Raw genomic sequence first — 21,811 nt, 5'->3', positions numbered from 1 at the left:
GATACCGGATAGCAATTCTGGCATAACTATGACCAAAGAAAACCTTCTTAAAACCTTCTTTATTGCCCATAAAAACGAAAAAAACCCGCGCCACTTGCGTGGGCGGGTTTTTGATCGCGGCTGGCGCTGGTGGCGATTACTCGACTTCCACCGTTTCCGGCGCAGCCGTCGGCGCCGCGTCTGGCGGTTCCGGGAATTCCAGCAAGACCTGGTCCTTGTCGTCGAGGTCGACGGTGACCCGTCCGCCGGTGACCAGGCGGCCAAACAACAGTTCGTCGGCCAGGGCCTTGCGGATCATGTCCTGGATCAAACGTGCCATCGGACGCGCACCCATGAGCGGATCGAAACCTTTCTTGCCGAGGAAAGCACGCAGCTTTTCGGTAAACACGGCTTCGACCTTTTTCTCGTGCAACTGCTCTTCCAGCTGCATCAGGAACTTGTCGACCACGCGCAGGATGATTTCCTGGTCCAGCGAGCGGAAGCTGATGGTCGCGTCGATACGGTTGCGGAACTCCGGCGTGAACATGCGCTTGATGTCGGCCATCTCGTCGCCCGCCTGCTTCGAGTTGGTGAAGCCGATCGACGTCTTTTGCAAGCTTTCCGCGCCCGCATTGGTCGTCATGATGATGATCACGTTGCGGAAATCGGCTTTGCGGCCATTGTTGTCCGTCAAGGTGCCATGATCCATCACTTGCAGCAAGATATTGAAAATGTCCGGATGGGCTTTTTCAATTTCATCGAGCAGCAAGACCGCATGCGGCTTCTTGGTGATCGCTTCCGTCAGCAAGCCGCCCTGGTCGAAACCAACGTAGCCCGGTGGCGCGCCGATCAAACGGCTGACGGCGTGCCGTTCCATGTATTCCGACATGTCGAAACGGATCAGCTCGATACCGAGGATGAAGGCCAGCTGTTTCGCCACTTCGGTCTTGCCGACGCCGGTCGGACCGGAGAACAGGAAGGAACCGATCGGCTTGTCCGTCTTGCCCAGACCGGCACGCGCCATCTTGATGGCCGACGCCAGCGCGTCGATGGCGGGATCTTGCCCGAAGACAACATTACGCAAATCGCGGTCGATCGTCTGCAGCTTGCTGCGGTCGTCCTGGTTGACCGTTTGCGGCGGAATGCGCGCGATCTTGGCAATGATGTCCTCGATCTCGGCCTTGCCGATGGTTTTCTTTTGCTTCGACTTCGGCAGGATGCGCTGCGCCGCGCCTGCTTCATCGATGACGTCGATCGCCTTGTCGGGCAGATGGCGGTCGTTGATGAAGCGCGCCGCCAGTTCGGCCGCCGTCGACAGGGCCGAGGCCGAGTATTTCACGCCATGGTGCTCTTCGAAGCGCGATTTGAGGCCGCGCAAGATTTGCACGGTTTGCTCGACGGTCGGCTCGTTGACGTCCACTTTCTGGAAGCGGCGGGAGAGCGCATGGTCTTTCTCGAACACGCCGCGGAATTCCGTGTACGTGGTCGCGCCGATGCATTTCAATTGACCATTCGCCAGTGCCGGTTTCAGCAGGTTGGACGCGTCCAGGGTGCCGCCCGACGCCGAACCCGCACCGATGATGGTGTGGATTTCGTCGATGAACAGGATGCCGTTCGGATTGTCCTTCAATTGCTTGAGCACAGCCTTCAGGCGCTGTTCGAAGTCGCCGCGGTATTTGGTACCGGCCAGCAAGGCGCCCATGTCCAGCGAATACACGACGGCATTCTGCAGGATTTCCGGCACATCGCTTTGCGTGATGCGGTAAGCGAGGCCTTCGGCGATGGCCGTCTTGCCCACGCCCGCCTCGCCTACCAGCAGCGGATTGTTCTTGCGGCGGCGGCACAGGATCTGGATCACGCGGTCGACTTCTTCCTCGCGCCCGATCAGCGGGTCGATCTTGCCTTCGGCAGCGGCCTTGTTCAGGTTTTGCGTGAACTGGTCGAGCGGGCTTTCCTTCGGCTGGCCATCGACAGGCGCTTCTTCCACGCCTTCGGAGGCTTTCGCGCTTTCCGTCGACTGGTCCTTGCGCACGCCGTGCGAAATGAAATTGACCACGTCCAGGCGCGTCACGCCCTGCTGGTGCAGGTAGTAGACCGCATGCGAATCCTTTTCGCCGAAGATGGCCACCAGCACATTGGCGCCCGTGACTTCCTTCTTGCCATTCGAGGCGGACTGGACGTGCATGATGGCACGCTGGATCACGCGCTGGAAACCAAGCGTCGGCTGGGTGTCGACTTCGCCCGTGCCAGGCACGGTCGGCGTGTTATCGCCGATGAAATTGGTGAGGGTCTTGCGCAGGTCCTCTATATTGACCGCGCAGGCACGCAACACCTCGGCAGCGGAGGGATTGTCCAGCAGTGCCAGCAGTAAATGCTCAACCGTGATGAATTCGTGCCGTGCCTGCCGAGCTTCGACAAACGCCATGTGCAAACTTACTTCTAATTCCTGCGCAATCATACTTCCTCCATCACGCACTGCAGGGGGTGCCCCGCCTTGCGCGCATGCGTTAAAACGAACTCCACTTTGGTACACGCTATATCTTTAGAGAACACGCCGCACACTCCTTTGCCGTAGCGATGAACACTGAGCATGATTTGCGTCGCCGTTTCACGGTCCTTGTTGAAATACTCCTGAATGATGGCCACCACGAATTCCATCGGGGTGTAGTCGTCATTGAGCAAGGCTACCTGGTAGAGCGGTGGCGGCTTCAGCACTTGCCGCTCCAGCAGGGTTTCTGTGTCGTGCTTGGTTGCCATACGCTTATTCTAATGCTTTCACAGTGGTTGTCATGCGCAATATCTACGCCTTTCCAATTGTTTTCAATCTTACGCGTTTTCTTAATAGTGCGCAGATGGCGACCTTGCCGTCAAAATCAAGAGTTGCTTTTTTGGTTGCCGTGAAGAATTTGGCAATATCGATGGAAAAGCGCTTGACTTCATTATTTATTCCGCCAACAATGCTGTATCGACTGTTGCAGTAATGTACAGCTTGATAAGAAGTGAGACGTCGAGGAGGGGGCAAGAAGCTTCTTGCTTTTATGGCTCGTGTGATTTGTTTTAATTTTGAAAGTTCTTTTTATGGCAACAGGTACAGTTAAGTGGTTCAATGATTCCAAAGGTTTTGGCTTCATCACTCCAGATGATGGCGGCGAAGATTTGTTTGCTCATTTCTCCGCAATCAACATGAACGGTTTCAAGACCCTCAAAGAAGGTCAAAAAGTTCAATTCGAAGTCACGCAAGGCCCTAAAGGCAAGCAAGCTTCCAACATCCAAGCAGCCTAAGCATCGCCGGCCCTCAGATGTGAAAAACCCCGTTTCCTTGAAGCGGGGTTTTTTTTTGCCCGCAGGGTGCGCAACACCCTGCCCTTCTATTACATGTGCTCGATCATCACGGCGCCAAAACCCGAACACGACACTTGCGTGGCGCCTTCCATCAGACGGGCGAAGTCATAGGTGACGCGCTTCGAGGCGATCGATTTTTGCATCGAGGAAATGACCAAGTCCGCCGCTTCCAGCCAGCCCATGTGGCGCAGCATCATTTCCGCCGACAAAATCAAGGAACCGGGGTTCACATAATCCTTGCCCGCGTACTTCGGCGCCGTGCCGTGCGTCGCTTCGAACATGGCGACGGAGTCCGACAGGTTGGCGCCCGGCGCGATGCCGATGCCGCCCACTTGCGCCGCCAGCGCGTCGGAAATGTAATCGCCGTTCAAATTCAAGGTGGCGATGACGCTGTATTCGGCTGGACGCAGCAAAATCTGTTGCAGGAACGCGTCAGCGATGGAATCCTTGACGATGATGTCGCGGCCCGTCTTCGGATTCTTGAACTTGCACCATGGACCACCATCGATCAGTTCGGCGCCGAATTCCTTTTGCGCCAGCGCATACGCCCAGTCGCGGAAGCCGCCTTCCGTGTACTTCATGATGTTGCCTTTGTGCACGATCGTCACGGATGGCTTGTCATTGTCGATCGCGTACTGGATGGCCTTGCGCACCAGGCGTTCCGTGCCTTCGATGGAGACGGGCTTGATGCCCAGGCCCGACGTGGCCGGGAAGCGGATCTTGGTCACGCCCATTTCATTGACGAGGAAATCCATCAATTTCTTGGCTTCGGGCGAGCCTTGCTGGTATTCGATGCCGGCATAGATATCTTCCGAGTTTTCGCGGAAAATCACCATATCCGTCTTTTCCGGCTCTTTCACGGGCGAGGGCACACCCGTAAAGTAGCGCACGGGACGCAGGCAGACGTACAGATCGAGCTGCTGGCGCAGGGCCACATTCAGCGAACGGATGCCGCCGCCCACGGGTGTCGTCAGCGGGCCCTTGATGGAAACGACGTAATCTTTGAGCACCTGCAGGGTTTCTTCCGGCAGCCACACGTCGGGGCCGTACACATTCGTCGATTTTTCGCCCGCATAGATTTCCATCCAGCTGATCTTGCGCGCACCGCCATAGGCCTTGGCCACGGCAGCGTCGATTACCTTGATCATGACCGGGCTGATATCGATGCCCGTGCCATCGCCTTCAATGAAGGGAACGATGGGATTATCTGGTACATTCAGCGAAAAATCGGCGTTGACGGTGATTTTTTGGCCGTCAGCAGGTACAGTGATATGTTGATACATCGTGATCTCCGAAGTGGGACACACCGCTGGCGGGCAACACAGGCCGGCGACGCGCTCTGCGATTGCAGAGTTTACAAAAACAAGTCCGAACAAGGCGGCAACAACGCACTTTAGCAGGGAAAGAACACCCGGACCATCCGCGTCGCCAAAGAACCGCAGCGCCATAGTCTTCTATAAGACATAAGACTAACGTTTCACATTATGCACCAGTATCTTACAGGGCGCCACGCTTTTGCGGCGCCGACCAGCAGCCACCATCGTTTGCATCAATTTATCCAGCATGCCACTCATCCTCTTCAATAAACCATTCCAGGTCCTGTGCCAGTTTTCGCCGCAGGATGGCCGCACCACCCTGGCCGACCATCTCACCATCCCCGGCATCTACCCGGCCGGCCGGCTCGACGCCGACAGCGAAGGCTTGCTGCTGCTGACGGACGATGGCCGCCTGCAGCACGAGATCAGCCACCCGGACCGCAAGGAAGCGAAAACCTACCTGGTGCAGGTGGACGGCGTGCCCGACGCGGCCAGCCTGGCGCGCCTGCAGGCGCCGCTGGACCTGGGCGACTTCATCACCAAGCCATGCAAGGCCGTGCGCATCGCCGAGCCGGACTGGCTGTGGCCCCGCAATCCGCCCATCCGCGCGCGCGCCGACAAGCCCACCGCGTGGCTGGCAATCACTTTAAAAGAGGGAAAAAACCGGCAAGTGCGGCGCATGACGGCGGCCGTCGGCCTGCCCACCCTGCGCCTGGTGCGCAGCGCCATCGGCCCGTTCTCGCTGGCCAGCCATCCCTTGCTGCCCGGCGAATGGTGCGAAGTGCCGGCCGAGAACATAGGAAAAGCGTGAGCGGGACAAGAAAAAACAGCCTCGTCATCGAATTTTGCCAATAAGCACTATTTATTTTTAGATAATGCATTAAAATCATCCAACCTTAACATGACAGAAAAGGAAAGATGATGACAAAAGTAATCCTGGCCCTGGCCGCTACCCTGTTTGCTGGCGCCGCACTGGCGCAATCGGGCGCCAAGGTGCACGCTTCCGCCGCGACCGATGCCGTCAAGCCGCCACCCGCCTCGGCTGCCAGCCATGCGTCGGCCGCCACCGACGCCGTCAAGCCGGTGCCGCCGGCCTCGGCCACCGTCAACGCTTCGGCCGCGACGGATGCGGCGCGTTCCGGCGCATCAACCAAGGCTTCGGCCGCAACCGATGCGCCACGCCTGATTCCCCAGGCGCGCAAGACGAAGCAGCCGGCCGCTGAAGCTGGCAAGCCCGTGAAGTAAGTGCAGTTCCCGGGGTTACGGCAGCAGCCATGTTGCTGTAACCCCACGCTTTCGGTGCGGACAGGCAGCATGCTTGACCAGGCAGCCGCCAGCATGGCTTAATCGCCGCTTCGCAGCCACCGTCACGCCCCCATGAAAAATTCCCTACGCCGTCTGATCCTGTCCACCGCCCTGCTGGCCTGCGCCGGCATTGCCCAAGCGCAAACAAAGAGCGTGCAACTGTCGGCTGGCATGCACTTGATCCAGGCGGAAGTGGCCGCCACGGAAGCGCAGCGCGAACAGGGTTTGATGTACCGTGAAAAAATGGAGGCCAATGCGGGCATGCTGTTCGTCTTTGGCAATCCATCGACGCAATGCATGTGGATGAAAAACACGCCGCTACCCCTGTCCGTGGCCTTTATCGATGCCGGCGGCAAGATCGTCAACATCGAAGACATGCAGCCGCACACGCTCGACAGCCATTGCTCGACGAAGACCGTGCCCGTGCGCTATGCGCTGGAAATGCATCTGGGCTGGTTCAAGCAAAAGAACATCAAGCCAGGCATGAGCATCGGCAACTTGCCGGCCGCGCGCTAGGCGGTGGCCGCTGTCCGCTGCGGACACGGCCGCAAAAAACCGCGAAAAAGAACGCGAAAAAACCCGCCAGAATGAATCTGCGGGTTTTTGCTTTTCAACCAGTGCCGGCGTACCGGCACAGGCAAGGCCACCGTGGTGGCTTGCCTGCTGGCGAATATTAAGCGGACAGTGCTTTCAAAGCAGCTGCCAGACGGCTCTTATGGCGAGCTGCCTTGTTTTTGTGGATGATCTTCTTGTCAGCGATACGGTCGATGGTCGACACGGATGCTTGGAAGATTGCAGCAGCAGCTGCCTTGTCGCCGCCCTGGATCGCTTTGCGAGCAGCTTTGATAGCCGTGCGCAAGGTCGAACGTTGGGACGAATTGTGTGCGTTTTGCTTAACTGCTTGACGAGCGCGTTTGCGCGCTTGTGCGGTATTTGCCATGGAATTTCCTAAAACAGGGTCAAAGTGCGTTTGCAAACATTAGTGTTTGCCAACCGGTGCGTTCTGTGCGTCTGCCGAACCATGTGTGCCAAACCAGTGCCTGTCAAACATTAGTGTCTGCGTAACAGAATTCTGTACAGCCTTCGATTATAGCGATATTTTCAAGCGGGGGCAAATCAAAAAACCGTGTGTCACGCCAAAAACACGTGAAAATGGGCCTGGCAAGGGCGAATAGGCGGCGCTTGTTACCCGCTTGTTACCATATTTTAAGCGTTTGCCAGTACCGCGCCCGGCTATAATCTGCCCCCATGAACTTGCTTAAAACCCTCGCCGCCATTTCCAGCATGACCATGCTGTCCCGTGTAACCGGATTATTGCGCGAAAGCCTGTTCGCGCGCGCCTTTGGCGCCGGCGCCTACACGGACGCCTTCATTGTTGCCTTCCGCATCCCCAACCTGTTGCGCCGCTTGTTTGCCGAGGGCGCGTTCTCGCAAGCCTTCGTGCCGATCTTGTCTGAATACAAGAACCAGCATGGCCAGGAAGCGAGCAAGCAACTGGCCGACCATGTGGCCACCACCCTCGTCTGGGCCACCCTGCTCGTGTCCGCCATCGGCATCGTCGGCGCGCCGTGGTTCGTCTACGCGATCGCCACGGGCCTGTCCAAGGATCCGGGCGCCTTTGACGCGGCCGTGTGGATGACGCGCTTGATGTTCCCCTATATTACTTGCATGTCCTTCGTGGCCCTGGCCGGCGGTATCTTGAACACCTGGCGCGAATTCAAGATTCCCGCGTTCACGCCGGTGCTGCTGAACCTGTCGTTCATCGCCGCCTCGCTATTCCTCGCGCCCCATCTGGCGCAACCGATCTACGCCATGGCCATTGCCGTGTTCGCCGGCGGCCTGCTGCAAGTGGCGATCCAGATTCCCGCGCTGATGAAGATCGGCATGCTGCCGCGCCTGTCGATCAATCCCGCCATCGGCCTGTCCGACGGCGGCGTGCGCCGCGTGCTGAAAAAGATGGGACCGGCCGTGTTCGCCGTCTCGGCAGCGCAGATCAGCCTGATGATCAACACCAGCATCGCGTCGCGCCTGGCCGAAGGCAGCATTTCCTGGCTGTCGTACGCGGACCGCCTGATGGAGTTCCCCACCGCCATGCTGGGCGTGGCCCTGGGCACCATCTTGCTGCCCAGCCTGTCGAAGGCAAACGTGGATGGCGACAAGACGGAATACTCGGCCCTGCTGGACTGGGGCTTGCGTTTGACCTTCCTGCTGGCCCTGCCCGCCGCCGTGGGCATGGCAACCCTGGCCACGCCGCTGATCGCCACCCTCTTCCATTACGGCAAGTTCACGGCCGAATCCGTGACCATGTCGACGCAACCGCTGGTGGCTTACAGCCTGGGCCTGATCGGCATCATCTTGGTAAAAACCCTGGCGCCCGCGTTCTATGCGCGCCAGGACATCCGCACGCCCGTGAAAATCGCCATCGGCGTGCTGATCGCCACGCAGCTGATGAATCTGCTGTTCGTGCCCTACATCGCCGTGGCCGGCCTGGCCCTGTCGATCGGCCTGGGCGCCTGTCTGAACGCCACTTTTCTCTACTGGGGCTTGCGCAAGCGCGGCATCTACCAGCCGAAACCGGGCTGGGCCAAGTTCTTCCTGCGCCTGCTGCCGGCACTCATCGTGATGGGCGGCGTGGCGTATGCTGGCGCCATGCGCATCGACTGGATCGCCATGCAAGCCCATCCGTTGCTGCGGGCCGGCGCGCTGGCCCTGGTGGTGGCCCTGTGCGGCGTGGCGTACTTTGCCACCTTGTTCCTCGTTGGCTTCCGCTTCCGCGACTTCAAGCGCCACGCGTAACAACATGCGCAGGACGTTGTTGCCTGCGTCTCGCCGTACTAGCGTACTGTCTTCGACTTGGCGCCTAGTCCTGCGCATGTTGTCGTAATCGCACACGTAACAAGAAACAAAAAAACCCGCCTCGGCGGGTTTTGTCATTCTAACCAATAAAAATCAGGCAGCTTTGCGGGCGCGGCGGGCCGCGAAGCCGACCAGCGCCAGGCCGCCCAGCAGCATGCCATAGGTTTCCGGTTCCGGCACGGGCAAGGCGGAGACCGTGCCCACGTACTGGCCATTCTGCAAACCACTCAAGCCCGATACACGCACCTCGTAGTTGCCCGCAGCCAGGGAACCGGCCCAGCTCAGGCTCTGGATGCCGGCCACCGACGTCAGGGTCAGGTCGCCATAACCCACCAGTGTGGCCGCGAAGTTGCTGATCGCGCCTTCGGCAACGGAAAACGTTTGCAAGGCGCCAAACGAGGTCGACGATGGGGTCAGCAGCTTGAAGGTCCACAAATCATCGACCACCGAATTGGCGGCGAAATTGGTGGTGATCGATGCCCGCGTATCGAAGCCGCTCGGGTCCAGGATACCCAGATTGTAGGTGGCCGCCGATGCGCTGAACGATGCTGCAGCCAGAATGCCTGCCGCGATAAATTTCAATTTCATAAATTATCCCTTAAAAGTAATTTATGGCCGCCAAGTGGGCCAGCCATCGCTTTAGTACTGAAAGTACCAAGCGGAATGGTAGCATAAAGACATTAAATTACTTGTAATTATTTTATCGAAATTTCATTTATTGAAAGTATTTTCTCTATGAAATGGTTATGAGTCAAGATGAATTTCCAGGTGAAAATAGTTACCCTTGGATACTCGTTGTTGACTTATGGTTAAAGCAGATTGCGCGCTTCTTGTTCTGCGCCGGTCTCTTCCTCCGGCTCCACCACCTCGGCCGGTACCGGTTCGGACGCCGGCGCGACAGCTTGTGGCGGTGGAAACAAGGCAGGCGGAGCGGCGGCGTCTGCCGGCACCAGGGCCAGTCCCGCCGGCGGCACGGGCCCGCCAGCGACAAACTGCCACTCGGACAAGCGCGACCTGCCTTCAAAACCGGTGAAGCGGGCGTCAAAATTGCCCACTTTCAAAGGCGCGGACGACGACAGGCTATGCACGCCGATGATGCCCTGGCTGCCGGGCTGATACAGCAAGCCCCACTCGGCACGTCCCGTGATGGGGTCCACATACAGCTTGCGCAAATGCCGGCGCACTTGCGGAAAGCGGGGGTCGCGCAGCAAGGCGGCCAGAGTCGGCGGCTGCTGCGGCTGGCCCGCTGGCGTGGCGCCCGCGTAACTCTGCAGCGCATCGACAAACTGCGCGCCGATGTCGAGCAATTCCTGCTCGGCCGCCTGACGCTGCAGCAGGGAGCCCATCTTCAACCCGGCCGCCCCCACGAGGCCCAGGATGGCCACCAGGATGATCAGGCCCAGGTACGTAAAACCGCACTGGCGGCGCGCAGGACGTTGCATGGCCGCTACCAGTCGGCGAACGGCGTGCCGCTGCGGTCCTTGCCGGGCGCGCCGCTTTTCACGTCATATACCTGGCCCGGCGTGTCGTCGGGCGGCGGCACGATGAGCCAGCTGCTGTCGCTATCCGTGATGGGGTCGATGGGCATGGCGCGCAGGTATTTCTTTTCCACCAGTTGCTCCAGCGTATCGGGATAACGGCCCGTATCGCCGTGGAACTGGTCGATGGTCGCGCGCAGGTTGCGCAAGTTATCGGCCAGCACGGTTTCCTTCGCCTTGTCCAGGCTGGGAAAATAGCGGGGCACGGCCAGGGTCAGCAGCAGCGCCACGATGCCGAGCACCACCAGCAACTCGATCAGGGTAAAGCCGCGCGTGCGGGCGGCGCGGTCATGGGCAGGCATGGTTCACCATAGACGGTAAGGCACGTTGTTCAGGCCGGTCTTGTTGGAAGTCGAGTACACATCGTAGACATCGTCGCCCTCGCGCGGTTCGGCCGCTTCGCTGGCGTAGCTGCGCTTGCCCCACGTTTGCGCATCGCTCAGGCCCGCGTCCCCATTGAACGGGTCGCGCGGCACGCGGCGCAGGAAAAACAGCTTGCTGCGCTTCGGGTTGCGCTGGTCCGGCACGCCCTCGACCAGCAGTTCCAGGCTTTTCGGATAGCCGCTGACGTCGGGCGCGCGCAGGACGCGGCCCTCGTCGCCGGCCCGTTTATAGGCATCGAGCCCCTGGCGGATCTCGCGCAGCGCGCGCCGCAGCTCCTGCTCCTGGCGCCGCTGCACCGTCACCTGCGTGACGGGGATCACCAGGGTGGCCAGCACGCCCAGGATGGCCAGGGTCACCAGCAGCTCGATCAGGGTGAAGCCGCCTTGCCCGCCTTGCGCATGCGCCAGTCTCATTTGGCGGGAGGCGGCGCCACCGGCACCGGCTGGCTGGACGAGAACGGCAAAGGCGCCGCCTGCAGCGGCACGGGCTGGCCAGCCGGTATCGGCAAGGGAGAGGCGGCCGGCTCGGGCGACGGCGCCACGTCCGGCGCCGGCACGCTCTGCGGCAAGGCCGCTGGCACCTGGCCGGGCGCCATCATCGGCTGCGCCGGCGCCGGCTGCATGCCGACGGCCGACGGGCCGGAACGCACGATCACCGTGCCCGGCATCTGCGTGGGCGCCTTGGCCGCCATGTCGGGCCGGCGGCGGAAGCTGCCTTCCGTACCGGCGGAAAACTCCGACTCCTTCGCTTCCGGACGCTGCACCGTGCGCACCAGGTGCGGCGTGATCGACAGCACGATTTCCGTCTTCTGGCTGTCGTCCTTGCTGCTGCCGAACAGCCGTCCCAGCACGGGGATGTCGCCCAGGCCCGGCACCTTGTTGCCCGAGCTGCGCTCTTCATTGTTGATCAGGCCCGCCAGTACCTGGTTTTCGCCATCCTTCAATTGCAGCATGGTCGACGCCTGACGCGTGCCAATCTGGTACAGGGTCGAGCCACTGCGGGTGGTGGTGGCCGCCCCCAGGTTGCTCACTTCCAGCGAAATGCGGATGCCCACTTCATTGTTCAAATAGATGGTCGGCTCGGCGTTCACCGTCAGGCCCACGTCCAGGTAGCTGACCGACTCGGACGCGAAGCCGCCCGTGCCCGGCGAAATGGTGGTGGTCACCACGGGTACCCTGTCGCCGATGACGAATTTCGCCTTTTCACGGTTGCGCACGCGGATGCGCGGGTTGGCCAGAATGTTCGCGTCGCCATCCGTCTTGTTGGCGTTTGCCGTCACGGCCAGGTTGCTCACGCCAATGGTGCGCTGGTTCAGATTATTCAGGTCGTTGATGGTCAGCCCGATCCCGCCCGAGGTGGAAAGCGGCGTCAGGGTCAGGCTCGATGGCCAGGCCACGCCCAGCTCCATCAGGCGGCTGCGCTTGACTTCGAGGATTTCCAGTTCCAGCACGACCTCCGCCTCCGGCACGTCCTGCAGCGCGATCAGGCGCTCGGCCAGGCGGATCGCCTCGGGCGTGTCGCGCACGATGACGAGATTGAGTTTTTCATCGGCCACCACGTCGCGCGTCTTCAAAATGGTCTTGAGCGTGTTGGCCACCTGTTTGGCATCCGCGTTCGCCAGGAAGAAGGTCTTTACCAGCACTTCCTGGTACTCCTTCAATTTTGCCGCCACGTTCGGGTAAATCAGAATCGTGTTCGCATCCATCACCTGCTGTTCCAGCTGGTTCGTCACCAGCAGGAAGTAGACGGCCGATTCCACCGTGCTGTTTTTCAGGAAGATCGACGTTTTCGCATCCGCCTTGACGTCCTTGTCGAAGACGAAATTGAGGCCGGAACGGCGCGCGATCAGCTCGAACACCTGTTTCAAGGGCGCGTCGCGAAACTCGATGGTGATCGGCTGCTTGTACGACTTGGCCAGGCCCGATTCAACGACGGGCGGCGCCGTCTTTTCATCGACCTCGCGCAGCAGCGCACGCGCGCCCGCATGGTTCGGCTGCTCCGTCAGGATGGCGTTCAGGCGCTGGCGCGCGGGGTCGTATTGTTTTGCATCAAACGCCGTGCGTGCGTCGGCCAGCAATTTCCCCTGGCGCTGCGCGCGCTCGAGCGCGCGCAAGCCGCTGTTGGCGCGCTCGTTCTGCGCATCGATTTCCAGCACACTCATGAAGGAAGCACGCGCCAGCTCGCCCTGCCCCGCCTGCGCCTGGCGCTCGGCCTGCTGCAAGCGGCTGCCGGTTGCCCGTTCGCGCGCCTGCAGGTACGCGCTGCGGTATTGTGCGTTGCCGGGATCCTGCCGCAGCGCTTCCTGCAGCTTTTGCAGGCCGGCCGGCACCTGATCTTGCGCAATCAGCTCGCGCCCGTCGCGGTAGGCTTGCTGCCCAGCGCAGCCGGACAGCAGCACCAGCATTACCGGCAGCAGCGCCGATGAAAAGGAACGAGGCATCACTCGGAAACTCCAATGTTGAGCTGCTGAACCTGGTTCAACGGCAGATAAGTGAGCGTCATGACGGGCGGCGCGATCGTCACGACCTTGTAGGCGCCATCGATGACGGTATGGGCGCGCACGATATACGTCTTGTCGGCGCGCGACAAAAAGACTTCCCAGGCGCCATCGGCGGCCGCCTTGCCCAGGTAGACGAAGGGCAGCGGCGGCGCCATCGGCGGCGGTGGCGGCGGTGGCGCGACGGCTGCCATTTTCGGCGGCGGCGGATTCCAGTTCTGGCTCTGAAAAACAGCGCCAGCGCCGGCGCCGCCAAAGGTCTCGCCCTCCTCGCCCGCCACTTCGCTGCGCGGCAGCAGGGCCAGGATGGCCGGCTGCGCGGCCGGCGCCCTGGCGGCCGCATGGCGCGCGGGCGCGACGGCCCGCTCGACCGCCTCGGCCACCTCGGCCACGGGCTGGCGCTCGCCGAACAGCAGCAAGGCGCCCGCACCCAGCACGCCGGCCAGCATGAGACGATGGCGCGGGGTCAAGGAGCTTCTCCCGCGCTGTCAGCTAAATAAAAAGTCAGGCGCAAGCGCGCTTCGAGTTGCGTATCGGCGATCTGCTCGCGGCGAAAACTCAGTTCGTCGAGCGAAGCAAAGGGGACGGCGCGCAGCGCTTGCAACGCGAATTGCGACACGGCCGCATAACTGCCTTTCAGCGGCAAGCTCACCTGGTATGTCGCGACCCTGCTGGCCTTGTCGTAGCCACTCTTGTATTCGCCCTGCGCCAGCAGCAAGCCATTTTTCGCGGCCAGGTCGAACAGCTGCTTGACTTGCTGCTCCGCGTGGCGCTGCTGTCCCAGGGCGGCATAAAAGCGCGCCAGGTTCTCGCTGGCCGTCGCCGGCGGCGCCGCGATGGCGACGGCCAGCACTGGCCGCGGCAAGGGCCGCGCTTCCAGTTGCGCCGCCACGGCGCGCTGCTGCCAGGCCCACGCCCAGGCTGCCACGCCCAGCGCGAGCAGGGCCACGGCCAGGCAGGCGGGCGCGCCCAGGCGGCGCAGCAGCAGTTGCGCGCGCAGGCGCACGATTGCGAGGTCGATGGCCATCATGGCGTGCCCCAGCGCGCTTCGAGCTGGAAGCGCAGGGGTTTGTTCGGATCGAGCGCGTTAATTTCATGGCGCAGCAGCTGCACGCGCGTGCCGAACAGCTCCTGCTGCTTCAGTTGCGCGATGTAGGCCACCATGGCGTCGCTATTGGTCGTCTCGGCCGTGATCTTCAGCACGCGCTTGCGCGCATCCGGCTCCAGCGCCAGCAGCGCGATGGCGGGCGGCGTGGCGCTGGCCAGCGCATCCTGCAGGTCGCGCCATGGCAGATTCAATTGCAGGATGGCCGCATTCACGGCTGCCGCCTGCGCCGGCGCGATCGGTGTTTGCGGTGCGCTCACCGCCCCCTGCGTGGCGGCCAGCACGCGCTGCTGCGCGCGCTGCAACTGCGCCTCGCTTGCCTGCTGGCGCTGCAGCGCGGCGCTGCCGCTGTAGGCGGCCGTGACGGCCAGCGCCACGCCCAGCGCACCGATGCACCACGCCCAGACGGGTACGCGGTGCAGGCTGCGGCGCCAGTTGGGCGGCGCAAAATCGATATCGAGGCGCGTCATGCCACACCTCCGCTATGCGCCAGCCGGGCCGCCGGCGACAAAACGCCATCCCCGTCCGGCGTGGAGAAAACCTGGCAGTGGAACGCTTGCGCCGGCGCCAGCCAGCCCGCTGGCGGCGCGCCGCACAACTGCAGCAGCACCGGCGCGGGCACGCCTTGCAGCAGCGCCTCGCGCGCCAGGGTCTGCGCCAGCCAGTCCCTGCCAGCGCCAGGCGGCACGGGCAGCGCGCGCACGGCGCGCAGACGGCCCTCGTGCCGCACGCCCAAGGTCAGGACGTGCTCCTGCAGCTGGCCAAACCAGGCGCCCGGCTTCAGCGCGCCGTGCCAGCGGTTCCAGTGGCGCGCGAATTGCGGCGTGATAAAGATCAATGCCAGCTTGCGTTCGGCCGCCACGCGGGTCAGCTGCGCCAGCAGTGCGCGCGGCACGGCGCAGAAAAACGGCGCGCGCGCATCCCAGGCGCCGCTGCTGCGCCACAGACCCGGTGCATCGCCATACAGCGACTGAAAGCGCAGCGCGGCGGCCGCCTCGATGTCGGCCAGGCGCGCGGCGCCTTGCGGCATGTCCACCTGCCACAGGCGCGCCAGCGCATCGTCGAGCACCACGGACAAGGGCCAGCGCGCGTATTGGCCAACTGGCAAAATCTGTTCCAGCGCCTGGCCCAGGGCGGCAAAGTCGCCATGAGGCGCATCGTCCGGCGCATACGCGGCTTCGCCCAGCGGCGTCCAGGCAGGTGCGCGCCAGCGGCTGCTGCGCCACAGGCTCACCTTGCCCGCCGCCACGCCCAGGCGCAGGGCTTGTCCAAAACCTCTACGCATGCAGGGTGACCCTCTTGATTTCCGTGATGGTGGTGGCGCCCCACTTGACCAGTTCCAGCGCCGCCAGGCGCAGGCTGCGCGTGCCGTTCGCATACGCGGCCGCCTTGATCTGGCGGATCGGTTTTTTATCGACGATCAGTTCGCGGATTTCATCGGTCAGCACGAGGATTTCGGCGATCGAGCGGCGCCCCTTGTAGCCCGTGCCGCGGCAGTCGCCACAGCCCTTGCCCTGCTTGAATTGATACTGCGTAACGTCGGCGCGCGCCAGGCCCACGCTGGCCAGTTCCGCATCGTCGGGCGTGTAATCGGTGGCGCAATGGGGGCAGTTGGTGCGGATCAGGCGCTGCGCCCAGATGCCGTTCAGGGCCGAAACAAACGCATACGGGTCGATGCCCATGTGCGTAAAACGGCCGAACACGTCGAAGACATTATTCGCATGCACGGTGGTCAGCACCAAATGGCCCGTGAGGGCCGATTGCACGGCGATTTCCGCCGTTTCACGGTCGCGGATCTCGCCCACCATGATTTTGTCCGGGTCATGCCGCAGGATCGAGCGCAAGCCCTTGGCAAAGGTCAGCCCCTTCTTTTCATTGACGGGGATTTGCAAAATGCCGGGCAGCTGGTATTCGACGGGGTCTTCGATGGTGATGATCTTTTCGCGCCCGTTATGGATTTCCGTCAGCGCCGCGTACAGGGTCGTCGTCTTGCCCGAACCCGTGGGACCGGTGACGAGCAGCATGCCGTAGGCTTCCTGCGCCAGCGCGCGCAAGGCTTCCAGCGAAGGCGCATCAAAACCCAGCGCTTCCAGGGTCAGGGCGCCGTAGGCCTCGATCATGGCGCGCTTGTCGAGGATACGAATGACGGCATCTTCGCCATGGATGCTGGGCATGATGGAGACGCGCAAGTCGATTTCGCGTCCGCCCGATTCGACGCGGAAGCTGCCGTCCTGCGGCACGCGGCGCTCGGCGATATCGAGTTCGGCCAATACTTTCAAGCGCGAGATGATGTGTTCGGCCACTTCGATGCCGTTGACGGACGTGGCATGATCGAGCACGCCGTCGACCCGGTACTTGACGGCCAGGCCGCCTGCCGTGCTTTCCAGGTGGATGTCCGAGGCGCCTGCTTTGAGCGCGTCATACAGGGTCGAGTTGACCAGCTTGACGGCGGGGCTGGCCGCTTCCGACACGCTGGCAAACGACAGCACGGCCGCCGTCTTGCCGTCGCGCCGCGCGTCCGTGGCGGCGCCGGGCAGCAGGCTGTCGACGGCGCGCGCCGATTCTTCCTGCTTCGACAAATAGGCGCCGATGTCGGCCTGCAGCGCCAGGCGCACGGTCAAGGCGCCCTGCCCCGCGCGCGCATTCAGCCAGGTTTGCAGGTCAAGGTCGAAAGGGTCGGCGATCACGCCCACCAGCTGGCCATCGGCGGCGCGCAGCAGCACGCTGTGGCGCGCCAGCGCCTGCGACAGGGGCAGCACGTCGAAGGCGGGAGACAGCGCCAGCATGTCGGCCGTTTCCAGCACGTCCAGGCCGAACGGACGCGCCAGTGCGCGCACCACGGCGCGCGCCTCGATGCCGCTCAGCTGCTGCAATTCCTCGACCAGGCTACGCTTCGATTGCCGGCTCAGGATGCGCGCGCGCTGCAGCAGCGCAGGATCGATGGCCACGCTGGCGACGGTGGTTTCGGTTTGCATCATGAAATATCGCCGGCAAGGTCAAAGATGGGCATGTACAGCAGGATCACGATGGCGCCCACGACCAGGCCGATGGCGGCCATCAGCAGCGGCTCGAACGTGCGCGTAAAACGGTCGATCCAGCGGCTGATTTCGCCATCGTAAAAGGCGGCAGACTGTGTCAGCATGGGGCCCATGTCGCCCGTGCGCTCGCCCACGCGCAGCATGCGCAGGGAAATCGGCGTCGTCAGTCGATGCTGCTCAAAGGCCGACGACAGGGGCTGGCCCGCCTCGATGGCGCCGCGCGCCTGCTGCAACGACGCCTGCATGCCCGGCGACACCATCGCCTGCACGGTGGCGATCGCCTGCACGATGGTGATGCCGCCTTCGGCCAGCATGCCCAGTGTCAGGTACAAGCGCGACAGTTCATAGATGCGCACGCGCTCGCCGATGCCGGGCAGCTTCGCCAGCAGGCGCGCCACGCCGCCATGGCGCAGCACGCGCCGCACGGCAGTGAACACGACGCTGCCGGCCAGCGCCAGCCCGAGCAACAGCAGCACGCCGTGTTCGGTGACGAACTGGCCCCAGCTGAGCATCACTTGCGACATCCACGGCAAGTTGCGCCCGGCGCCCTGGTAGACCTCGGCGAAACGGGGCACGACATAGCTGATCAGGAAGGCGCTGACGCCGCCGCCCACGGCCAGCAGGATGGCGGGATAAATGGCGGCGCTGACGATTTTACTGCGCACCGTATCGATGCGCTGCTGGTAGTCGATGTAGCGCGACAAGGCGCGCGGCAAGTCGCTCGTGCCCTCTGCCGCCTTGACGATGCCGATGTACAAGGGCGGAAACAGTTCCGCTTGTTCTGCCAGCACGGCGGAAAAGCGCTTGCCTTCGCGCAAGCCTTCCAGCAGGCGCGTGAGCACGCTGCGCGTGGCCGGCGACGCTTCCTTTTCCAGCAAGGCTTCCAGCCCTTCGACGATGCCCAGGCCCGCGTTCAGCAGCGCCAGCAATTCCTGGCTGAACAGCAGCAGGGGCAAGGCCCGCGCGCGCTGGCGGCCGGCCGCGCTGAACGGCGTCGCCCGCAGCGGGCGGATGGCGCTGACGAACAGGCCGCGCGCCTCGGCCTGGCGGCGCGCGTCGGCTTCGTCGCGGCCGTCGATCACGCACGTCTGCAAGATAGTTACGGCCTGGTCCGTGGAAAGCGCGCGTACTTCGAACTGCATGATGGCTTATCCGTAGGAAAAAGAATGCGCTGGCGTTATTGCGAGCTGATGTCGGCGTTCTCGCCGCTGCCGCCCGGCTGGCCATCCTTGCCCATCGAGACGATGTCATATTCGCCCTTGCTGCCGGGCGCGCGGTATTGATAGGCATGGCCCCACGGGTCGAGCGGCACGGCCTTTTTCAGGTAGGGTCCATTCCAGCGTGTACCGGCGGCGGGCGGCGCGACCAGCAGCGCGGCCAGGCCTTCTTCCGTGGTCGGGTAGCGCCCCACGTCGAGGCGGTAGGTATCGAGCGATTTTTCAAACGCCTCGATCTGCGCCTTGGCCACCGTCACTTCGGATTTGCCCAATTGGGCGAAATATTTGGGGCCGACATAGGCCGCCAGCAAGCCGATGATGACGATGACGACCAGCAATTCGAGCAAGGTAAAGCCGCGCGCATGGCGCGTTGCCGCAAGGTTCTGCCTGTGTGCTGCATGCATCCGGTAACTCCTTCTTGCCTACCTTCAATACATTGCCGCCATGTGCGCCGCTAGTGGCCGCGCACAGACGGCGCGCGCCTGCCTGATGCCTAGCAGGCTACCATGCCGCTTATGGTTAATACAATCTTTTCTTTGTACTGAAAACAACAAAATTCCAGGGGAAACCATCTGATTTGCACTAACGCAAGTCGCGCGCCAGCCGCCATGCGGCAGGGGTACAATCGGCGCATGAGCGGCCATGCCGCCACCTGCCGAAGGAGCTTGCATGTCTGCAATCCGCTTGAGCCTTGCCATCCTGGCCGCTGCCAGCGTGCTGCCTGCCGGCGCGTCGGCGGCGCCGCAGCGACAGCCATATATTGTTGAACTGAGCCTGCAACTGCCCCCGCCGTCTGATGCAGGACAAAGGGAAGCCCAGCGGGAGGCGCAGCGGGAAAGTGGCCGGCGTGCCGTGCTGGCGCTGGTGCCCGATGCCACGGTGCAATATCATTACACGGCCGCGCTGAACGGCTTTGCCGCCCTGCTGACGCCGGACGAAGTCACGCGCCTGCGCGCCAGCCCGCTCGTGGCGCGCGTCGCGCCCGGCACCGAGGATCAGTTCAACGGTGGCGGCACGCACCAGACCGCCACACCCCGGCCCCAGCGCTAAGCGGCTTCAGGCGGCCAGCAAGCGCAGCGAGATGCCGCGCGACACGGCTTGCGTGCGGTTGCTCACGCCCAATAATTTGTAGATGCGCTGCAAGTGGCTTTTCACGGTCCCGCCGCTGATGCCGAGAATTTGCCCCACCTCTTCATTGCTCTTGCCGATGCTGACCCAGTGCAGCACTTCCAGCTCGCGCGCACTGGCCGCGCGCGCCACGCCGGCGAGTGCTGCCTGCGCGCCGTCCGGCAGCGCCAGCCAATGCAGGTGCATGCAGGGCAGCAGCAATTCCAGCACATAGGCCTGGCGCGCCGGATCGGTCCGGGGCACGCCAAACAAGGCAAAAAAACTGCCGCCGCCCGCCGCCGCGCTGCCATGCACCAACACGCCATCGAGGATGGCCACGCGCCGCCCGCCTGCGCGCCACGCTTGCGCCAGTCGTGCAACCTGCCCTTGGCGCGGGTCGCTCAGCGCCAGCACCTCGGCCTCGGTGAGCACCGCGCTATGCCAGGCCGCGCTGCGCACCACGCCGCCATCTGCGCCCAGTTGCGCACAAACGAGCACGGCATGCGGCAGCAGCGCCTGCAGCGGCCCCTGGCTCCACAGGAAAAAATCGCCGGGCACGGCGATGCCATGCGCGCCGAGTATGGCGTGCAGCAAGTATTCCTGTTCCCGCCCCGTCAGCAGCATCAGGCGCACACGGCGGTGTCAAGGGCATCCAGCGCCAGATAGCGGTAACCGCTGCCGCGCACGGTTTCGATGCGGTGGCCGCAGCCGCCCGGCTGCAAGGCGTGGCGCAAGCGTCCCACGTGGGCGTCGACCGTACGCTCGTCGAGATAGGCCGCATGGCCCCACACCTGGTCCAGCAGCTGCGCGCGGCTATGCACCCTGCCCGGATGGTCCATGAGGAAATGCAGCAGCTTGAATTCCACGCGGCCCAGGCTGACTGGCACCTTGCCGGCCGTCACGCGCCGGGTGTGCGGATCGAGGCGCAAGGCGATGGCCCCGGCCGTGCCTGCGCCTGCGCGCAAGACCGCTGGCGCGCGGCGGCGCAGCAGCGCGTGCACGCGGGCCAGCATTTCACGGGGACCGACAGGTTTGCACAGATAATCGTCGGCGCCGCTGTCCAGCGCCAGCACCTTGTCTTGCTCGCTGTCGCGGGCGCTGACCATGATGATGGGCAAGTCGCACAGCACGCCATCCTGGCGCAGCTGGCGCAGCAGCGCGATGCCAGATGCATCCGGCAGATCCCATTCCAGCAACAGCACGTCGGGCGGGTCAGCCGCCAGCAGCGCCAGCGCGCCGCGCGCATCCACGGCGCAGCTGACCCGGTAACCGGCCCCCGCCAGGTTATGCGCCAGCAGCGCTTGCATGGCGGGCGCAGGGTCCAGCACCAGGATATGGCCAGGCATCGATGCATCTCCCAAAAAAGTTGGCGGCAGTCCATGAAAAACTAGACTGCCCGACAAGTTTTTGACTATGCATCAAGCGTAAAACAGTGGCCAATACAATTTAGTTTCCTGATTTATAGCTATTGCGAATAAATAGACTAGGCGCGTGTGACAGCTTGGCGGCGGCGCAGGGCAAAACCGATCAGCGCCAGGCCGCCCGTCAGCATCATCCATTCCGACGCTTCCGGCACGGCCGAGATCGTCGCGATGCTGGCGTAAGTGCTGCCCGTAATGCTGGCGGGCAAGCCGCCGTTCAGCGGCGTCAGTTCAAATTGCACGAGGTTGCCATTCGCATTGCCCAGGTAAGTGGTGCCGGTGTAGTCGAGCAAGCCTACGCCAAACGTCGTTCCCGCGTTGCCGGCCGTGCTCAGGAAGTCGCCGCCAAAGACGACGTTGAAACCGAACTTGCCACCCAGGGTCACGTTGTGAAACCAGTCGTTGTAGGCGCCGCTGTTACTAAAGGTCAAGGTGCCGGGCACGCTGCCGCTGACGTTGCCTTCCAGCGATTCGAGCGCGCCGAACGCGCCCGAAAAATTGCTCAGCACGGCGCTGGCGCCGGGCACGGGGCTGTTACCGGCGATAAAGGCGAAGTCGAGGAAGCCGGCGCCCGAAAACTGGCTCGTGTCGATTTCCACGCGGTAGCCGAGCGGGTCCGCCAGTACCACGCTGGAGCTGGCGGCCAGCACGGCCGCCAGCACGGCGCGGCGCAGAGTCAGATTAAGTGTCGTTGTCAACATGATGG

The 21,811-nt window shown here is 62.9% G+C and carries 25 protein-coding genes; 6 read left to right on the top strand and 19 right to left on the bottom strand.

Translation table 11 applies throughout. The annotated features are described in order from the left end of the window. Positions 1–136 precede the first annotated feature (136 nt). Positions 137–2,437, bottom strand: a complete 2,301-nt coding sequence (gene clpA / locus P9875_RS08765) for an ATP-dependent Clp protease ATP-binding subunit ClpA (RefSeq protein ID WP_035825884.1) — start codon at positions 2,435–2,437, stop codon at positions 137–139. Next, on the bottom strand, positions 2,434–2,736 hold the full coding sequence (gene clpS, locus P9875_RS08760) for an ATP-dependent Clp protease adapter ClpS (RefSeq protein WP_034751577.1): 303 nt from the start codon (positions 2,734–2,736) through the stop codon (positions 2,434–2,436). Before clpS ends, clpA begins: the two co-directional genes overlap by 4 nt. A gap of 321 nt (positions 2,737–3,057) precedes the next feature. Between clpS and cspE the strand changes: the two genes are divergently transcribed. Continuing rightward, complete coding sequence (gene cspE, locus P9875_RS08755) at positions 3,058–3,261, top strand: transcription antiterminator/RNA stability regulator CspE (RefSeq protein ID WP_010395943.1); 204 nt, start codon at positions 3,058–3,060, stop codon at positions 3,259–3,261. Between the two features lie 89 nt (positions 3,262–3,350). Here cspE and icd read toward each other — a convergent pair whose 3' ends face one another. Further along, positions 3,351–4,604 (bottom strand): NADP-dependent isocitrate dehydrogenase, encoded by a 1,254-nt coding sequence (gene icd / locus P9875_RS08750; RefSeq protein ID WP_035825883.1) that lies wholly within the window; start codon positions 4,602–4,604, stop codon positions 3,351–3,353. A 280-nt stretch (positions 4,605–4,884) separates the two neighbouring features. Between icd and P9875_RS08745 the strand changes: the two genes are divergently transcribed. The 3 genes from P9875_RS08745 (at position 4,885) to P9875_RS08735 (ending at position 6,458) form a co-directional block, all read left to right on the top strand. After that, the gene (locus tag P9875_RS08745; protein ID WP_035825881.1) at positions 4,885–5,448 is read left to right on the top strand and encodes a pseudouridine synthase; all 564 of its coding nucleotides are present in this window, start codon (positions 4,885–4,887) and stop codon (positions 5,446–5,448) included. Positions 5,449–5,555: 107 nt separating this feature from the next. Further along, positions 5,556–5,882 (top strand): hypothetical protein, encoded by a 327-nt coding sequence (locus P9875_RS08740; protein ID WP_278318139.1) that lies wholly within the window; start codon positions 5,556–5,558, stop codon positions 5,880–5,882. 132 nt (positions 5,883–6,014) lie between these two features. Further along, positions 6,015–6,458, top strand: coding sequence for a DUF192 domain-containing protein (locus P9875_RS08735; protein WP_035825877.1), 444 nt, complete (start codon positions 6,015–6,017; stop codon positions 6,456–6,458). A 157-nt stretch (positions 6,459–6,615) separates the two neighbouring features. Here the strand turns inward: P9875_RS08735 and rpsT are convergent, their stop codons facing one another. After that, entirely contained in the window at positions 6,616–6,882 is a 267-nt protein-coding gene (gene rpsT / locus P9875_RS08730; RefSeq protein ID WP_010395935.1) for a 30S ribosomal protein S20, read from the bottom strand. A 308-nt stretch (positions 6,883–7,190) separates the two neighbouring features. Between rpsT and murJ the strand changes: the two genes are divergently transcribed. After that, the gene (gene murJ / locus P9875_RS08725; protein WP_278318138.1) at positions 7,191–8,738 is read left to right on the top strand and encodes a murein biosynthesis integral membrane protein MurJ; all 1,548 of its coding nucleotides are present in this window, start codon (positions 7,191–7,193) and stop codon (positions 8,736–8,738) included. Positions 8,739–8,891: 153 nt separating this feature from the next. Here murJ and P9875_RS08720 read toward each other — a convergent pair whose 3' ends face one another. The 12 genes from P9875_RS08720 to gspG form a co-directional block, all read right to left on the bottom strand. Then, complete coding sequence (locus P9875_RS08720; RefSeq protein WP_035825867.1) at positions 8,892–9,386, bottom strand: FxDxF family PEP-CTERM protein; 495 nt, start codon at positions 9,384–9,386, stop codon at positions 8,892–8,894. A 221-nt stretch (positions 9,387–9,607) separates the two neighbouring features. After that, complete coding sequence (locus P9875_RS08715; RefSeq protein ID WP_278318137.1) at positions 9,608–10,240, bottom strand: type II secretion system protein; 633 nt, start codon at positions 10,238–10,240, stop codon at positions 9,608–9,610. Between the two features lie 5 nt (positions 10,241–10,245). Beyond that, positions 10,246–10,638, bottom strand: a complete 393-nt coding sequence (locus P9875_RS08710) for a type II secretion system protein (protein ID WP_278318136.1) — start codon at positions 10,636–10,638, stop codon at positions 10,246–10,248. Between the two features lie 3 nt (positions 10,639–10,641). Then, a complete protein-coding gene (locus P9875_RS08705) occupies positions 10,642–11,133 on the bottom strand; it encodes a type II secretion system protein (RefSeq protein ID WP_278318135.1) in 492 nt (163 codons plus the stop codon). Continuing rightward, positions 11,130–13,160 (bottom strand): secretin N-terminal domain-containing protein, encoded by a 2,031-nt coding sequence (locus P9875_RS08700; RefSeq protein WP_278318804.1) that lies wholly within the window; start codon positions 13,158–13,160, stop codon positions 11,130–11,132. Before P9875_RS08700 ends, P9875_RS08705 begins: the two co-directional genes overlap by 4 nt. Beyond that, a complete protein-coding gene (locus P9875_RS08695) occupies positions 13,160–13,687 on the bottom strand; it encodes a hypothetical protein (RefSeq protein WP_278318134.1) in 528 nt (175 codons plus the stop codon). The genes P9875_RS08700 and P9875_RS08695 overlap by 1 nt, the downstream gene beginning before the upstream one ends. Continuing rightward, positions 13,684–14,247, bottom strand: a complete 564-nt coding sequence (locus tag P9875_RS08690; RefSeq protein WP_278318133.1) for a hypothetical protein — start codon at positions 14,245–14,247, stop codon at positions 13,684–13,686. Before P9875_RS08690 ends, P9875_RS08695 begins: the two co-directional genes overlap by 4 nt. Further along, positions 14,244–14,792 (bottom strand): hypothetical protein, encoded by a 549-nt coding sequence (locus P9875_RS08685; protein ID WP_099401034.1) that lies wholly within the window; start codon positions 14,790–14,792, stop codon positions 14,244–14,246. Before P9875_RS08685 ends, P9875_RS08690 begins: the two co-directional genes overlap by 4 nt. Further along, the gene (locus P9875_RS08680; RefSeq protein WP_099401033.1) at positions 14,789–15,607 is read right to left on the bottom strand and encodes a hypothetical protein; all 819 of its coding nucleotides are present in this window, start codon (positions 15,605–15,607) and stop codon (positions 14,789–14,791) included. The genes P9875_RS08685 and P9875_RS08680 overlap by 4 nt, the downstream gene beginning before the upstream one ends. Then, positions 15,600–17,297, bottom strand: a complete 1,698-nt coding sequence (locus P9875_RS08675; protein WP_278318803.1) for a GspE/PulE family protein — start codon at positions 17,295–17,297, stop codon at positions 15,600–15,602. The genes P9875_RS08680 and P9875_RS08675 overlap by 8 nt, the downstream gene beginning before the upstream one ends. Then, positions 17,297–18,502, bottom strand: coding sequence for a type II secretion system F family protein (locus tag P9875_RS08670; RefSeq protein WP_035825847.1), 1,206 nt, complete (start codon positions 18,500–18,502; stop codon positions 17,297–17,299). Before P9875_RS08670 ends, P9875_RS08675 begins: the two co-directional genes overlap by 1 nt. 35 nt (positions 18,503–18,537) lie before the next feature. Then, positions 18,538–18,981 carry a type II secretion system major pseudopilin GspG gene (gene gspG, locus P9875_RS08665; RefSeq protein ID WP_034751618.1) on the bottom strand — a complete coding sequence of 148 codons (444 nt, stop codon included), beginning with the start codon at positions 18,979–18,981 and terminating at the stop codon, positions 18,538–18,540. Between the two features lie 265 nt (positions 18,982–19,246). On the opposite strand from gspG, the gene P9875_RS08660 reads away from it, so the two are divergent. Continuing rightward, on the top strand, positions 19,247–19,627 hold the full coding sequence (locus P9875_RS08660) for a protease inhibitor I9 family protein (protein ID WP_158300057.1): 381 nt from the start codon (positions 19,247–19,249) through the stop codon (positions 19,625–19,627). Between the two features lie 6 nt (positions 19,628–19,633). On the opposite strand, the gene P9875_RS08655 is transcribed toward P9875_RS08660, so the two are convergent. From P9875_RS08655 to P9875_RS08645, 3 genes are all read right to left on the bottom strand, one after another. Further along, positions 19,634–20,308: a LuxR C-terminal-related transcriptional regulator gene (locus P9875_RS08655; RefSeq protein WP_035828814.1), complete on the bottom strand. Its 675-nt coding sequence runs from the start codon at positions 20,306–20,308 to the stop codon at positions 19,634–19,636. Continuing rightward, positions 20,308–21,030 carry a winged helix-turn-helix domain-containing protein gene (locus P9875_RS08650; protein ID WP_278318132.1) on the bottom strand — a complete coding sequence of 241 codons (723 nt, stop codon included), beginning with the start codon at positions 21,028–21,030 and terminating at the stop codon, positions 20,308–20,310. The genes P9875_RS08655 and P9875_RS08650 overlap by 1 nt, the downstream gene beginning before the upstream one ends. Positions 21,031–21,167: 137 nt before the next feature. After that, complete coding sequence (locus P9875_RS08645) at positions 21,168–21,806, bottom strand: NF038129 family PEP-CTERM protein (protein ID WP_278318131.1); 639 nt, start codon at positions 21,804–21,806, stop codon at positions 21,168–21,170. Positions 21,807–21,811 lie beyond the last annotated feature (5 nt).

The sequence above is a fragment of the Janthinobacterium rivuli genome, from assembly GCF_029690045.1.
Lineage (GTDB): Bacteria > Pseudomonadota > Gammaproteobacteria > Burkholderiales > Burkholderiaceae_D > Janthinobacterium > Janthinobacterium rivuli.
Note: the sequence above shows the minus strand (reverse complement) of the source record. Positions and strands in the feature narration are given on the sequence as shown.

Coding starts and splice junctions, on each gene's coding strand:
- icd (WP_035825883.1), bottom strand. CDS start 4,604: ATGTATCAACATATCACTGTACCTGCTGACGGCCAAAAAATCACCGTC.
- P9875_RS08740 (WP_278318139.1), top strand. CDS start 5,556: ATGATGACAAAAGTAATCCTGGCCCTGGCCGCTACCCTGTTTGCTGGC.
- P9875_RS08690 (WP_278318133.1), bottom strand. CDS start 14,247: ATGATGGCCATCGACCTCGCAATCGTGCGCCTGCGCGCGCAACTGCTG.
- P9875_RS08675 (WP_278318803.1), bottom strand. CDS start 17,297: ATGCAAACCGAAACCACCGTCGCCAGCGTGGCCATCGATCCTGCGCTG.
- P9875_RS08715 (WP_278318137.1), bottom strand. CDS start 10,240: ATGCAACGTCCTGCGCGCCGCCAGTGCGGTTTTACGTACCTGGGCCTG.
- P9875_RS08655 (WP_035828814.1), bottom strand. CDS start 20,308: ATGCTGCTGACGGGGCGGGAACAGGAATACTTGCTGCACGCCATACTC.
- P9875_RS08705 (WP_278318135.1), bottom strand. CDS start 11,133: ATGAGACTGGCGCATGCGCAAGGCGGGCAAGGCGGCTTCACCCTGATC.
- P9875_RS08720 (WP_035825867.1), bottom strand. CDS start 9,386: ATGAAATTGAAATTTATCGCGGCAGGCATTCTGGCTGCAGCATCGTTC.
- gspG (WP_034751618.1), bottom strand. CDS start 18,981: ATGCATGCAGCACACAGGCAGAACCTTGCGGCAACGCGCCATGCGCGC.
- rpsT (WP_010395935.1), bottom strand. CDS start 6,882: ATGGCAAATACCGCACAAGCGCGCAAACGCGCTCGTCAAGCAGTTAAG.
- P9875_RS08660 (WP_158300057.1), top strand. CDS start 19,247: ATGTCTGCAATCCGCTTGAGCCTTGCCATCCTGGCCGCTGCCAGCGTG.
- P9875_RS08680 (WP_099401033.1), bottom strand. CDS start 15,607: ATGCGTAGAGGTTTTGGACAAGCCCTGCGCCTGGGCGTGGCGGCGGGC.
- P9875_RS08645 (WP_278318131.1), bottom strand. CDS start 21,806: ATGTTGACAACGACACTTAATCTGACTCTGCGCCGCGCCGTGCTGGCG.
- P9875_RS08745 (WP_035825881.1), top strand. CDS start 4,885: ATGCCACTCATCCTCTTCAATAAACCATTCCAGGTCCTGTGCCAGTTT.
- P9875_RS08735 (WP_035825877.1), top strand. CDS start 6,015: ATGAAAAATTCCCTACGCCGTCTGATCCTGTCCACCGCCCTGCTGGCC.
- clpA (WP_035825884.1), bottom strand. CDS start 2,437: ATGATTGCGCAGGAATTAGAAGTAAGTTTGCACATGGCGTTTGTCGAA.
- cspE (WP_010395943.1), top strand. CDS start 3,058: ATGGCAACAGGTACAGTTAAGTGGTTCAATGATTCCAAAGGTTTTGGC.
- P9875_RS08670 (WP_035825847.1), bottom strand. CDS start 18,502: ATGCAGTTCGAAGTACGCGCGCTTTCCACGGACCAGGCCGTAACTATC.
- P9875_RS08710 (WP_278318136.1), bottom strand. CDS start 10,638: ATGCCTGCCCATGACCGCGCCGCCCGCACGCGCGGCTTTACCCTGATC.
- P9875_RS08650 (WP_278318132.1), bottom strand. CDS start 21,030: ATGCCTGGCCATATCCTGGTGCTGGACCCTGCGCCCGCCATGCAAGCG.
- clpS (WP_034751577.1), bottom strand. CDS start 2,736: ATGGCAACCAAGCACGACACAGAAACCCTGCTGGAGCGGCAAGTGCTG.
- murJ (WP_278318138.1), top strand. CDS start 7,191: ATGAACTTGCTTAAAACCCTCGCCGCCATTTCCAGCATGACCATGCTG.
- P9875_RS08685 (WP_099401034.1), bottom strand. CDS start 14,792: ATGACGCGCCTCGATATCGATTTTGCGCCGCCCAACTGGCGCCGCAGC.
- P9875_RS08700 (WP_278318804.1), bottom strand. CDS start 13,160: ATGCCTCGTTCCTTTTCATCGGCGCTGCTGCCGGTAATGCTGGTGCTG.